Below are 12,455 nucleotides of genomic sequence, written 5' to 3'. Positions count from 1 at the left end.
GCGATAATCAGGAAAGGAATTGATTATGAGAACGAAAATTCTGCTGTCCGCAGCGCTGCTGGCGCTGCCATTGATGGGATCGGGTGAGGCGCAGGCGCGCAGTCTTGGCAAGATTCTTTTTGATTCAGGTCTGTCGCCGAATGATATCTCGGTCATGGAAACGGCTGCGCAGCAACTGTTCGAGCCGATGGGACGCACCGGTGACGCGCGCCGTTGGAGCAACCCTGCAAGCCGCTCAAAGGGGGCGGTCACGCTGGGCCGGATTGACGGCAACTGTGCCGAACTGGTGCACCGTGTCAGCACGGTCAAGCGACCGGACCCCGCCACCTTTCGTACATGGCGCTGTCGCACGGCGGACGGCGCGTGGCGCGTCAGCCCCGGACCGGAGTAATGCGCGCCGGCGCCTTGGTGTTCACCGCAGTCCCGATAGGACAAGTGTGGCCCAGCCGCCGATCAGCAAGATGGGAAAGACCATGCGCGCCAAGCGGTCAATCCGGTGCGCGCGTGTCTCTTGGCCATTGACGACGTGAAGCCCGGTCACCAGCGCCTCGGCGATGGCGAGAAACACCATGGCGATGGACCAGATCAGAATCTGATCCAGAATCGTCAGATAGCCGAGCGGCGGCAGCGCCCCGGCGACAGCGAGGTTGAAGGCGATCACCGTCAGCATCGACGTTGCCCCGAGACCGATCTGGAACTCGAATCGGCTCGGCGGTACCCAGAAGATCACCCAGGACATTGCGACCACAAAGAAAAGCGGCAGCATGATCCGGAAGAGGTAGTAATTGACCTCGCGTTCCGCCGAGATCGTGAGGGTGAGCATGCTCAGGACCTGTCCGGCCTCGCGCAGTTTCGCGCTCTGTTCCTCAAGCAACAGGCCGTTGACCTGCCACCCCGAAATATTGAGGTGGTCCGACAGCCATGTATTCGCCTGATCCGGCACGAATTTCACTGTCTCGACACCGGTCTCGACCGGCAGAAAGGTGATCGCGAAATCATGCGTGTCAAACGGGAAATCGCGCAGGTTGTGATAGCTGGAGATGTCGCCGAAGAACCGCTGCCGGTAGGTCACCCGTCCCTCCGCACCAACTACCACCTGATCGCGTGCATTGTTGCGCGCGGTGCGCAGGTTAGAGGAGTTTTGCAAGACAATGTCGGGTACCCAGACCTGAGAGCGGGCAAACCGGCAGCCTTCGAGCGATTGCAGCCGTGGATCCTGCCAGACCAGCATCGCGCCGATATCGACATTGATCTGCTGGTTCACATCGTCAACGCCCAAAATGTCGAGCACGGTAAAGGACGCATCCACCTGAACCGGACCGCCATTTTTGGGCGTGGGCGCTACATCCGTCCGCATATCGGGCAGCGTGCAGGCCATCACGGCCCCGCCCCCAAGCAGGGCCATGCCAAGGCACATCAATAAACCCGCAAGCCATCGTCCCATCCCGCACCCCAGCCGCCTGATCCGTCTGTTCTGACTGGAATACTGTCTGGTCCGACTGCCATAGGCAAGGAAATCAGCATCTGAACACGCTGGAATGCTGCGTTGTCACCAGAAATGCATTCCCAAATGAAAAAGAGACTTGTAGCTTCTAGTTGCGTGACATTCTTCGGCGCGCTCAGGTCATGCACAAGAGGCAGAACAGGGGGCCGGAATGGCGATGCGGATCACGACCTTTTCGAACGATGGCAAAGGCGGCACACAGTTCGGTCACGAAGAGATAAACTTGAACGTTGGCCTCAGCGACTTTCTGGCCACGTCACCGATGATGTCCTCGGCGCAGCCGTGCAAGCGCTATTTCTTTACGGAATTGCCGTCCGGCTATTCAAGCAGCAAGGACTTTTCAAGTCGCCGCCAGCTTTGCGTCCTGCTTTCCGGCGAAGTGGAATTGAGGTCAAGTGCAGGTGACGTGGAACGGTTAAGCGCCGGGGCGGTTCTGCGTCTGGACGACACAGATTATGAGAATCCCAGTCGGGAAATACGGGTGATCGGCGATCAGGTGGCGCGCATCCTTGCGGTGCAGCTTGACTAAGCACTCCACAAAAAATCAAACCGGCACCCATCGCGTCGGGGATCTGCTATGCGGTCATCCGAATTGAATGGGATTCAGAAAGTCTTCGGCTGAGATGAGCAGCGTCTGAGGCTCGGGTTCGAGGACGTGAAGAATTGCGCCGACATGCCCCGGGATAAAATCAAGTCCGCCGCGCGCACGTAAATCAAGGCCGACAGCGTGAGACGTGCCGGGAGAGATCACGACCTGCCGCCCGGCAAAATGACCGACCATCATGCGATGAACGTGACCACAGGCGATCTGCAGCGGGCCGTCATGTTCTCGAAGCACGGCCTCCAGTCGCTCGGGGCGTTCGAGCCCGATCGCATCCATACCTGCAATCCCCGTCTTGATGGGCGGATGGTGCATGAAAACAAGAACCGTATGATGCCGCAACTCGCGCAGCGTCGTGCGAAGCCAGTCCAACGTTTCGTCGCTCAACGCACCGTGGGCGTGTCCTTCGACCAATGTATCGAGACCGATAAGCGCGGCAGTTCCCAGATCCTCACACCAGTTGATCGGGCCGTGATCCGGCATCCAGCCGGCCCGTGCCGCAAAACCGCGCATCGCATCACGGCGGTCGTGATTGCCGGGGATGGCAAGCCACGGTACGGGGCACTCTGCCATCACTGCGTTCAACCTGACATAGGCTGCGTCGCAGCCGGTTTCCGTCAGATCGCCCGAAATCACCAGCCGCTCCACCGGGCCGATCGCGGGTAGCAGCCGGGTAATCCCGGCCAGCATGTCGTTTAGCGCGGCGGCGGTATCAACGCGGCCTTGAAAGAGCACGCCGTCGGGCATGACATGCAAATCGGAAATCTGGAGTATACGCGTCATGCCACCCTCATTTCACCCCTGCGGTCAGAAAGGCCTGCACGAACTGTCGTTGAAAGATCAGGAACCCGATCAGCAACGGCGCAATCACCATCACCGTCGCCGCAGAGATGACCGAGATATCCACACCATTCTCGGGCGCACCGAAGAGCGACAGCCCGACGGTCAGAGGCCGCGTCGAGGGGGAGTTGGTCACGATCAACGGCCATAGAAAATTGTTCCAGTGGGTCGCAACCGACACCAGGGCATAGGCCAGGTAGGTGGGTCGGGCGGCGGGCACATAGACCCGCCAGAGCACACCCAAAGTGCCGCAGCCTTCGACGCGTGCGGCCTCATCAAGCTCCTTCGGGACCGATTTGAACGCCTGCCGCATCAGGAATATCCCAAAGGCCGAGGCCATGTAGGGTGCGCCGATGCCCAAAATGCTGTCGAGCAGCCCGAATGTGGCTGCGACACGGTAATTCTCGACGATCAGCACCTCGGGCAGAATGAAAAGCTGCATCAGAACGAGGAGGAAGAGCGCATCTCGTCCGCGAAACTCGGTCTGGGCAAAGGCAAACCCGGCCAGCGTGCAAAGCAGGAATTGCCCGGCGAGGATCAGCGTCACCAACAAGAACGTGTTGAGGAAATAGCCCAGCCAGGGCGCACCCGCCCATGCGGTGCGGAAATTGTCGAGCGTGAGGGGGGCGGTGAGGCGGAAATTCACCGCGTCGCTGACGTCGTGGAACGCCGCCCAGAGGGCAAAGACCAGCGGCGAAATCCAGAGCAGCGCAAGGCCGATGGCAAGGGCGGTTTCCATGTAACGGATCATCGGTAATGGGTCCTTCGGTCCAGAACAAGGAACTGAAACGCCGCCAGCGCGCCCAGAAGCGCCAGCACCAGCACCGTCATCGCCGCCGCAGTCGGGCGGTCGAAATAGGCGAAGGCGTTTTCCCAGATGTAATAGAGGATCAGCTTGGAGCTGTCCGACGGCCCGCCCTTGGTCAGGATGAAGAGGTGGTCGATGAGCTTCACCGAGTTGATCATCGCGTTGACGAGGATGAAAAGCGTCGTCGGCATCAGGAGCGGCAGCACGATCCGGCGGGTATAGGTCCAGCGGCTCGCTCCCTCGATCTCGGCGGCCTCTTTCAAGTCAGGTGGAATGGTTTGCAGCGCGGCGAGGTAGAAGATCATGAAGAACCCCGCCTCCTTCCAGATCGTCACCACGCAAATCGCCCAGAGCGCCGTTTCGGGTTGACCCAGCCAATTGACCGGGGCCGCGCCAAAGGCCGCGCCGATCTGGTTCAGGATGCCGAAACTGGGTGTGTAGAAGAACAGCCACAGGTTCGCCGCCGCGATCATCGGCAGTACCGTGGGGGTGAAGTAGGCGGTGCGGATGAAGCTGCGCGCGGGCAGTTTCGAATTCGCCCAGAGTGCCATGATCAGCGCCAGCGCCATCGAGACCGGAATGGTGACAACCGCATAAAGCAGATTATTGCCCGCCACCTGCCAGAATGTCGGATCGTCAAAGAGATAGCGGTAATTCTCCAGCCCGACGAATTCGGGCGGGTTGCGTCGGGTGCCGCGCGACCAGAGCGACGTCACCATCGTGGCCAGCGACGGGTAAAAGGCGAACGCCGTCAGCATGAGCAGGGCCGGGCTGAGCAAAAGCCAGCCATGGATGGCGCGGCGGCGGCGCTCGATGGTGAAGGCGTCTGTCATGGGGTGTCCTGCCTGTCGTGGGGGGCCGGTCTGGAAACCGGCCCCCTCGAATGGTCTGTGCCTTGCGCTTACTTGTAGGCGCGCAGCTGACGCTCGGCGGCGGCCTGTGCTTCGCTCAGCGCCTCTTCCGGGCTCTTGTCGCCGGTCAGCGCCGACTGGATCGCCGCATTGAGGCCGTCACGCACGCGCGCCGTCTCGAAGGTCGAGAATTCGGCGACCGCATGCTCCAGCTGATCGCGCGCCACGAGGGCGGGCGGGAACTCGGCGGTGTAGGCCTTGAGCGCCTCCGTCTCGTAGGCGGCGGGCGACACGCCCATGTAGCCGGTGGCGATCGACCATTCGGCGGCCTGTTCGGGGGCGGTCATGAACTTGATCAGCTCCAGCGCCGCCTGCTTCTCCTCATCGGTCGAGTCCTTGAAGAGGTAGAAGTTGCCGCCGCCGGTGGGCGAGCCGAGACGCTCTTGCCCGGGCAGCATGGCGACGCCGAAATCGAACGTGGCATTGTTCTTGACCGCCGTGAGGTTGCCGGTCGAGTGCCACATCATTGCCGTCTCGCCTTCGAGAAACGCCTGACGCAGGGTGCCCCATTCCACGGTGCCCTCGGGCATGATGCCATGCTCGGTCGACAGCGATTTCCAGAACTCCAGCGTATCCACGACCTTGGGATCATCGAAATTGGTCGTCAGCCCGTCATTCGACATCAGCTCCTTGCCGTTCTGAATGGCCAGCGCCTGGAACATCCAATAGGGATAGCCCGTCGACGGGATCATCAGCCCGTGATGGTCCTCGGTTGTGAGTTTCTTGCCCATCTCGACCATCTCATCCCATGTGGTGGGGGCCTTTTCCGGGTCGAGCCCCGCAGCGCGGAACATATCCTTGTTGTAATAGGCGACGATGGTCGAGCGCTGGAACGGCACGCCCCAGGTCTGGCCCTCGATTTGGCCATTGGCCATCAGAGCGGGGTAAAACCCGTCGAGCCACGCCTTTTCTTCGTCGGTCTCGACCACGGAGTCGAAGGGAACGATCAGATCCTGCTCGATCAGGTCATAGGCGTCGATCGAGAACATCACGGCCAGCTGTGCAGGCTCGCCCGACTCCAGCGCCGCAAGCGCCTTGATCCGGGTGTCATCGTAATTGCCGGCATAGATCGCGTTGACCGAGATGTCGGGGTTCTGCTCTTCGAACTTGGCGACGATCCCGTCCACCACTTCGGTGAGCGCACCGCCGACGGCAATCGGGTAATACATGGTCAGCTCGGTCTCGGCGGCGGCCGGATTGACGAGCGCGGTGGAGGCCGCCAATATGGCGGATACAGCAGTCATACGGGTCATTTTCAAAGGTCCTCTTTGACAGGTTGCGTTGAACTTGCGGCCTGTTGGCCATCCTCGGGCGCGGGATTTTGGCGAATGCGCGCCTGCGGATTCTGCTGCGGCTCCTTTTCGAGGTCTCCGGTGACGGAGTTGAAAAGGAGCCGATTTTCTTGCGGGATTACCACACCAACGGTCTGGCCAGTGGCGTGCTGCACGGGGCCGGGCAGGATCGCGGCCAGCCCGTCGCAGGCCGGATGCCCAAGCGCCAGTCGCGTCTCGCCGCCGAGAAACTCGATATCCTCGACCACCGCGTCGAAATCGCCACGACCGGCGGCGGCGAGGCTGATGCGCTCGGGGCGCAGACCGATAGTGACACTATCTCGCAGCCCCAGCACAGCCCCGTCGATAAGCGCCATCGGCGGCTCGCCGACAAAGCGCGCGGCAAAGGTGGTGGCGGGCCGGTCATATAGATCCGCGGGCGTGCCGATCTGCTCGATCCGGCCATCCTGCATCAGGATCACGCGGTCCGAAAGGCTCATCGCCTCGCCCTGATCATGGGTCACGTAAACCACCGTCAGGTTCAGGTTGCGTGCCAGCACGCGGATGTCGCGGCGTACCGAATGCCGCAGCTTGGCGTCGAGATTGGACAATGGCTCATCCATCAGACAAAGCGGGCGTTCGGCCACCGCCGCACGCGCCAGCGCCACGCGCTGCCGCTGTCCGCCCGACAACTCGGACGGTTTGCGCCGCTCCAGTCCCGCCAGCCCGGTCATGGCCAGTACCTCGGCAAGGCGCCGATCCCGCTCGGCCCGCGCGACCCGGCGAACCTTGAGGCCGAAGATCACGTTCTCGGCCACGCTCAGATGCGGGAAAAGCGCATAGGACTGAAACACCATCGACAGGTTCCGCTCGGCGGCAGGAAGCGCGGTCACGTCGCGCCCGTCGATCACGATGCGGCCCGATTGCGGCTGCTCCAGCCCGGCGATCAGGCGCAGCAACGTGGATTTACCACAGCCCGAAGGCCCCAGGATCGACAGAAAGGCACTCTGCGGCAGCGACAGGCTGATGTCGCACACGCCGCCCTGTCCGTTCCATTGCCGTGTCAGGCCATCGAGGTGCAGAAAGCTCATGTCTCCTCTCCCGTCACCACGAGCCGATCCCCAAGCTGGTCCAGGAGCGTGGCAAAACTGGCACCGGGCCGCGCCTCGGTCACGACCATATCGGCCTCGGCCAGATGACCGCCTACTGCCGGGGCAAGCCGCCCAAATTTCGATCGGTCCGCGACGAGAATGGACTGCCGTGCGTTGTTGCGCGCGCTTTGGCGCATCCGCACCTCGGGCGCATGGAAATCCATCAGCGCCCCGTCGCTGTCGATCCCGGCCGCACCGAAGATCGCGAAATCGGCCCGATAGGCTGTGAACATCTCCAGGGCCTGCGGCCCAAGGATATCGCGATCCGGCAGGCGCAGCTCGCCGCCCGGCAAAATGATGCGCACATCGGGTGCCTCCGAAAGGGCCATCGCGGCGTTAAGATTGTTGGTGATCACCGTCAGCCCCTCGCGACTGGCAAGCGCGGCGGCCACCACGGCAGGTGTCGTGCCGATCGAAAAGAACAGCGTCGCCCCATCCGGAACCGCCTGCGCCACACGCGCCGCGATCTGCTGCTTGGCCGCGACATTCAGCGAACTGCGCGCGGCATAGGGCAGGTTCGAACTGCCCTCGATGAACTCCGCCCCGCCGTGCAAGCGCCGCAGCTTGCCCTGCTCGCAGAGCGCATTGATGTCACGCCGCACCGTATGCGCCGAGACCCGCAGAAGCTCTGCCAGCTCGTCAACCATGACACGCCCGCGTGCCTGTGCCGTCTCGAGAATCGCCGACCGTCTGTTCATCTGTGCCCCCTACGACGCTCTAATGAGCAAAGAATGTGACATTCACGTGAAATCCGCGCTCATAGAAGCATCTTTTGGCCAATTCATGCGGAGATCTGCGCCCGTCTTTCGGGGGGCTTTGGTGCAATACACTGAAACAAAACGACACCACGCGTTCGGCCAATTGGGTAATGACCTGCCAATGTGAGGAGATGTTGTCGCCCTTGTCGAGATCCTGACTCGGCGGTCTGGTTTGCATCGCGCTTGCGGCGGCATTGCGCCATTGTCGCAAGTGGTTCAGGCTCGTTGGGGATGATTACGGGACCAAACACCAATCCGGCGCCTGCGCTTTTTCGCTTGCTTGTCTTGACCAGCGTGGCGCTCGCCGTCGGATCTGCGGCCTCGCTGGCGGCCATCGCACTGGTGGAACTGGTGTCGCTGCTCAACACCGGATTGCTGGTCGCCCCCAGAGCGCGGGTGCAATGGGAAAGCCTTCCCTGGCTCGTGGCCACGGTCACGGTCCTTGTGCCGACGTTGGGCGGGCTCATCGTGGGGCTGGTTCATCGCCACCTGTCACCCGCCGGGCGACCGCTGGGCCCGCCGGACGTGATCGAGGCCGTGCAGTTCCACAAACCGCTTCCAGGCCTGCGCAGCGGCTTGATCTCGACCGGAACCGCCGCTCTTTCGCTGGGCGCGGGCGCCTCGGTTGGCCAGTACGGGCCGATGGTCTATCTCGGCGCGATCTTCGGGGGCTTTGCGCGGCGTCTGCGCCTCGGCGTGCCTAATCTGGCCAGTATCGCGATTGGCTGCGGCGTGGCTGCCGCGATATCGACTGCGTTCAACGCACCGATTGCGGGTGTTCTCTTCGCGCATGAGGTCGTCTTGCGCCATTACGCCACCCGCGCCTTTGCGCCGGTGACGGTCGCGTCGGTCACTGGTTATGTTGTCGCCAATGTGATCTTCGAGCGGCCCGCCCTGTTCCGGATCGAATCCCCCGGCATCGCACATGGCTACGAATTCGTCCTTGTGGCTGCTCTGGGCCTTCTCGTGGCATTGGGGGCCATCGTCTTCATGCACCTGCTTATGGCAATCGGACCCTCGTTGGCACGGTGGATCAAGCGGCCTGAGTTGCGCACCGCCATGGCGGGTCTCGCGGTCGGTCTGACGGCGCTGGCTCTGCCGGACGTGCTGGGCATCGGCACATCGACATTGCGCTTTGCCACGATCGACGGTGCCTTCGGGTTGGGCGAAGTGATCGTGTTGATCGTCGCCAAGACCGTGCTGACCGCGCTCTGCATCGGCGCTGGCTTCTCAGGCGGCGCGTTCAGCCCGTCTCTTCTGATCGGGTGCCTGATCGGCGTGTTCTTCTGGACCATGGCCTCGGGCGTTGCGGGCGTGCCAAGTTCCGGTGCGGCGATCTACGCGATCTGTGGCATGATGGGGTTTGCCAGTGCCGTGATCGGGGCACCGTTGACCTGCATCCTGATCGTGTTCGAACTGACCCGAAATTACGATGTCACCATCGCTGCGATGGTCGCCGTCGTGTTTTCCAACCTTGTGTCGCATCGCGCTTTCGGCCGGTCCCTGTTCGACGTGCAACTGGCCCGCCGCGGCATCGATTTCTCGCAGGGGCGGGATCACGCACATCTCGCAGCGCTGAAGGTTGCTGACTACCTGCAAGCCCATGCGGTGACTGCCACTGAGGATGATACACCGTCAGATGTGACGAACCGTTTGCATGAGCACGGATGGCGCGAAGCTTTCGTTCTGGACCGGGACGGCGCGCTGCTGGGCGTATTCACGCCCGCCGCCCATGGCGATATCGGCGATCTCGAGGCAGGGACCGTGGCGGCCAGGTTGATCTTTCAAGATACCACCGATCTTGCTGAAGCGATGGAGCGCCTGCGTGGTTTCGTCGGTGATGCGGTGCCTGTCGTGTCGGGCGAAAGCGGGAAATACCTTGGCGCGGTATCGGAGGCGGATCTCATTTCGGCCTGGCTCGATGAATCGGCGCGTCTGCGAAAGGAAGAGAATGCGTCTATCTGATCTCTGTCTGGCCTGTGCGCTGAGCGCGGCCCCTTTGGCCGCGGACGAGTTGACGATCGTGTCATGGGGCGGGGCCTATGAGGCCGCGCAACGACAGGCCATCATCGCGCCCTTCGCAGAGGACACCGGCCACGACATCGAGGTGGACGTCTACGATGGAACCTGGACCGCCCTGGCCGAGCGCGGTGCTAACGAGAGTTGGGACGTGATCGACATGCTGGCCGACCAGGCTCGCGTCGCCTGCGCGCGCGGCCTGTTGCTGGAGATCGACCCGCGCGCGCTCTTTTCTCCGGAGGCGCTGCAGGATTTCACACCGGTCGGGCCCGACCGGTGCGCCGTGCCGCAGAACGCCTATGCCCGCGTGATGGCATTCGATGACCGCGCATTTCCGGGGGTCAAGCCGACACGCATCGAGGATTTCTTCGACACGAGGCGGTTTCCCGGTCCGCGCGCGATTCAGCGCAGTCCGGATGGCATTCTCGAATGGGCCCTGCTGGCAGAGGGTGTGCCCCCGGAACAGATCTACGGCCTGCTCAGCACCGACCGCGGACTGAGGCTGGCGTTCCGACGGCTTGATGCCATCCGCGAGGAAATCATCTGGTGGGACGACCCGGCGAAGCCCGCCGAAATGCTCGAGGACGGCCGGGCTGTGATGGCAGCGGGCTTCAACGGCCGGTTCTTCGACATTGCACAGCGTGACCGGGCACCCATCAGTATTGTCTGGGATGGCCGCATCATCGGGATTGAGGTCTGGGCGATTGCTGGCACCACCGATGCGCCCGATGCCGCGCGCGATTTCATCGCCCACGCGACGACACCTGTCAGCATGGCGCGCTTTGCCACGCGTATCCCCTATGGTCCGACACGCCGGTCCGCATTTGACCGGATCGGGCTTAGCCCTGATCTGGGCCTGCCGATGCGCGCTTATCTGCCGAACGCTCCACAGCATGGTGGCCGCGTTCTCGTTCGCGATAGCGGTTGGTACGCGAATACCGAAGAGTTGCGCCAGCGCCGTTTCCGCAGCTGGCTTGACGCGTCAGAGTGACCCGATCGCAGTTTGTCTCTTGATCCGGAGTGCCATGCAGTCGCCTGTTCAATCCACACCCGTACCTTCTTCCATATCTTCGGTTTCACCTTTTTAAGCCATGTTGCGGCGGCTTTCTGCGCCTTGCTGTCGTCGGCGCATGGCGCGGTGTTGGACGTCTTGGTTCGGAGCGCGACCTTGAGGCGGCGCAGCATCGAGATCAATTGCCCTCTCCGCCGGTCGAGAAATCGATACACGGCGATGGGTGGAAACATCAGTCTCGTTATGTATACTCCCTATTCAACGACCGACAGACGTATAACCATAGGGGAGGTCTAACCATGAGAAATCTGTCTACAATTATGTCGGCCGCGTTCTGGGCGATCGTCGCAACGGGCGCCTCGGCGCAGGAACCGGTCAAGATCGGCATGATGCAGGGCTTTACGGGCCCGACCGAGTCGCTTGTCAAACCGATGGCACTGGGCGGCGAAATGGCGATCAAGGAGGTGTCGGACAGCGGCATCTTCCTCGGTGGCCGCGAGGTTGTCACGGTGCGCGGCGACAGCACCTGCATCGACGCCGCCGCTGCCACGGCCGCGGCCGAGCGCCTGATAACGTCCGAGAACGTTCACGGCATCAACGGGGCCACCTGCTCTGGTGCCACCACGGCGGTGCTCAACAACGTCGTGCGCGCGAACGGTATCGTCATGATTTCACCGTCGGCCACCTCGCCGGCGTTGTCGACGATCGAAGACGGTGGCTATTTCTTCCGCACAGCGCCCTCGGACGCGCGTCAGGGCCAGATCATCGCCGACATCCTCGAGCGTCGCGGCATCTCTTCGGCCGCGCTGACCTACACCAACAACGACTACGGCAAGGGTCTTTCCGATGCGATTCAGGCGGCCTTCGAGGACGCTGGCGGCGAGATCACCGCCGTCGCGGCGCATGAGGACGGCAAGGCCGACTACTCTGCCGAGGTCGGAACGCTGGCCTCGGCCGGTGGCGAAGTGCTGATCGTGGCGGGTTACCTCGACCAGGGCGGCAAAGGCATGATCCAGGCCTCGCTCGATACCGGCGCCTTCGGCAAGTTCGTGCTGCCGGACGGCATGGTTGGCGAGGCGCTGACCGATCATTTCGGCGAGGCGCTGGACGGCTCCATCGGCACCAATCCGGGCACTGACAGCCCTGGGGCCTCGATGTTGGCCGAGCTGGCCGAGGGCAAGGACTTCAAGGGCGACGACCCGTATGTGCCCGAGGCCTACGACGCCTCGGCGATCATGCTGCTCGCCATGCAGGCTGCCGACTCGACCGACAGCGCCGTCTACAAGGACAAGGTGTTCGACGTCGCCAACGCACCGGGCGAGAAGATTTATCCCGGTGAGCTTGCCAAGGGGCTGAAGATTCTCGCCGACGGCGGTGAGATCGACTATGTCGGCGGCACCGCGCTGGAGCTGATCGAGCCGGGCGAGTCCGCTGGCAGCTTCCGCGAGACGGAAGTCAAGGGCGGCAAGTTCGAAACGGTGATGTACCACTGAAGGCGTCGTCGAACGACGGCCTGCCTGTCACAGGAACGGCTGGGGACCGTCGTCTCCAGCCGGTTCTTCTTCTCCGAAAACCGGGAC

12 protein-coding genes are annotated in these 12,455 nt (G+C 62.5%); 5 read left to right on the top strand and 7 right to left on the bottom strand.

The window, feature by feature from the left end; genetic code table 11:
• The first annotated feature begins 25 nt into the window (after window positions 1-25).
• Window positions 26-391: a hypothetical protein gene (locus tag RID11_RS00375; protein ID WP_350134787.1), complete on the top strand. Its 366-nt coding sequence runs from the start codon at window positions 26-28 to the stop codon at window positions 389-391.
• Between the two features lie 21 nt (window positions 392-412).
• Here RID11_RS00375 and RID11_RS00370 read toward each other — a convergent pair whose 3' ends face one another.
• Complete coding sequence (locus RID11_RS00370) at window positions 413-1,405, bottom strand: ligand-gated ion channel (RefSeq protein WP_350134784.1); 993 nt, start codon at window positions 1,403-1,405, stop codon at window positions 413-415.
• A gap of 250 nt (window positions 1,406-1,655) precedes the next feature.
• On the opposite strand from RID11_RS00370, the gene RID11_RS00365 reads away from it, so the two are divergent.
• Window positions 1,656-2,033, top strand: coding sequence for a cupin domain-containing protein (locus RID11_RS00365; RefSeq protein ID WP_350134781.1), 378 nt, complete (start codon window positions 1,656-1,658; stop codon window positions 2,031-2,033).
• A gap of 54 nt (window positions 2,034-2,087) precedes the next feature.
• On the opposite strand, the gene RID11_RS00360 is transcribed toward RID11_RS00365, so the two are convergent.
• The 6 genes from RID11_RS00360 to RID11_RS00335 all read right to left on the bottom strand — a co-directional run bounded on the left by RID11_RS00360 (window position 2,088) and on the right by RID11_RS00335 (window position 7,784).
• Entirely contained in the window at window positions 2,088-2,888 is an 801-nt protein-coding gene (locus RID11_RS00360) for a phosphodiesterase (RefSeq protein WP_350134779.1), read from the bottom strand.
• A 7-nt stretch (window positions 2,889-2,895) separates the two neighbouring features.
• Window positions 2,896-3,696 carry a carbohydrate ABC transporter permease gene (locus tag RID11_RS00355; protein WP_350134776.1) on the bottom strand — a complete coding sequence of 267 codons (801 nt, stop codon included), beginning with the start codon at window positions 3,694-3,696 and terminating at the stop codon, window positions 2,896-2,898.
• The gene (locus RID11_RS00350) at window positions 3,693-4,586 is read right to left on the bottom strand and encodes a carbohydrate ABC transporter permease (RefSeq protein ID WP_350134773.1); all 894 of its coding nucleotides are present in this window, start codon (window positions 4,584-4,586) and stop codon (window positions 3,693-3,695) included. Before RID11_RS00350 ends, RID11_RS00355 begins: the two co-directional genes overlap by 4 nt.
• Before the next feature lie 68 nt (window positions 4,587-4,654).
• Entirely contained in the window at window positions 4,655-5,917 is a 1,263-nt protein-coding gene (locus RID11_RS00345) for an ABC transporter substrate-binding protein (protein WP_502949323.1), read from the bottom strand.
• A 2-nt stretch (window positions 5,918-5,919) separates the two neighbouring features.
• Window positions 5,920-7,026, bottom strand: a complete 1,107-nt coding sequence (locus RID11_RS00340; RefSeq protein WP_350134770.1) for an ABC transporter ATP-binding protein — start codon at window positions 7,024-7,026, stop codon at window positions 5,920-5,922.
• Window positions 7,023-7,784, bottom strand: a complete 762-nt coding sequence (locus tag RID11_RS00335) for a DeoR/GlpR family DNA-binding transcription regulator (RefSeq protein ID WP_350134768.1) — start codon at window positions 7,782-7,784, stop codon at window positions 7,023-7,025. The genes RID11_RS00340 and RID11_RS00335 overlap by 4 nt, the downstream gene beginning before the upstream one ends.
• 354 nt (window positions 7,785-8,138) lie before the next feature.
• On the opposite strand from RID11_RS00335, the gene RID11_RS00330 reads away from it, so the two are divergent.
• The 3 genes from RID11_RS00330 (at window position 8,139) to RID11_RS00320 (ending at window position 12,368) form a co-directional block, all read left to right on the top strand.
• Window positions 8,139-9,809 carry a chloride channel protein gene (locus RID11_RS00330; protein WP_350134765.1) on the top strand — a complete coding sequence of 557 codons (1,671 nt, stop codon included), beginning with the start codon at window positions 8,139-8,141 and terminating at the stop codon, window positions 9,807-9,809.
• Window positions 9,796-10,854: an extracellular solute-binding protein gene (locus RID11_RS00325; protein WP_350134762.1), complete on the top strand. Its 1,059-nt coding sequence runs from the start codon at window positions 9,796-9,798 to the stop codon at window positions 10,852-10,854. The genes RID11_RS00330 and RID11_RS00325 overlap by 14 nt, the downstream gene beginning before the upstream one ends.
• 341 nt (window positions 10,855-11,195) lie before the next feature.
• Window positions 11,196-12,368 carry an ABC transporter substrate-binding protein gene (locus RID11_RS00320; protein ID WP_350134759.1) on the top strand — a complete coding sequence of 391 codons (1,173 nt, stop codon included), beginning with the start codon at window positions 11,196-11,198 and terminating at the stop codon, window positions 12,366-12,368.
• Window positions 12,369-12,455 lie beyond the last annotated feature (87 nt).

The sequence above is a fragment of the Roseovarius sp. genome, from assembly GCF_040219995.1.
GTDB lineage: Bacteria > Pseudomonadota > Alphaproteobacteria > Rhodobacterales > Rhodobacteraceae > Roseovarius.
The sequence above is the reverse complement of the archived record's forward strand: the minus strand, read 5'-3'. Positions and strand labels throughout refer to the sequence as shown.

Coding starts and splice junctions, on each gene's coding strand:
- RID11_RS00375 (WP_350134787.1), top strand. CDS start 26: ATGAGAACGAAAATTCTGCTGTCCGCAGCGCTGCTGGCGCTGCCATTG.
- RID11_RS00370 (WP_350134784.1), bottom strand. CDS start 1,405: ATGGCCCTGCTTGGGGGCGGGGCCGTGATGGCCTGCACGCTGCCCGAT.
- RID11_RS00365 (WP_350134781.1), top strand. CDS start 1,656: ATGGCGATGCGGATCACGACCTTTTCGAACGATGGCAAAGGCGGCACA.
- RID11_RS00360 (WP_350134779.1), bottom strand. CDS start 2,888: ATGACGCGTATACTCCAGATTTCCGATTTGCATGTCATGCCCGACGGC.
- RID11_RS00355 (WP_350134776.1), bottom strand. CDS start 3,696: ATGATCCGTTACATGGAAACCGCCCTTGCCATCGGCCTTGCGCTGCTC.
- RID11_RS00350 (WP_350134773.1), bottom strand. CDS start 4,586: ATGACAGACGCCTTCACCATCGAGCGCCGCCGCCGCGCCATCCATGGC.
- RID11_RS00345 (WP_502949323.1), bottom strand. CDS start 5,917: ATGACCCGTATGACTGCTGTATCCGCCATATTGGCGGCCTCCACCGCG.
- RID11_RS00340 (WP_350134770.1), bottom strand. CDS start 7,026: ATGAGCTTTCTGCACCTCGATGGCCTGACACGGCAATGGAACGGACAG.
- RID11_RS00335 (WP_350134768.1), bottom strand. CDS start 7,784: ATGAACAGACGGTCGGCGATTCTCGAGACGGCACAGGCACGCGGGCGT.
- RID11_RS00325 (WP_350134762.1), top strand. CDS start 9,796: ATGCGTCTATCTGATCTCTGTCTGGCCTGTGCGCTGAGCGCGGCCCCT.
- RID11_RS00320 (WP_350134759.1), top strand. CDS start 11,196: ATGTCGGCCGCGTTCTGGGCGATCGTCGCAACGGGCGCCTCGGCGCAG.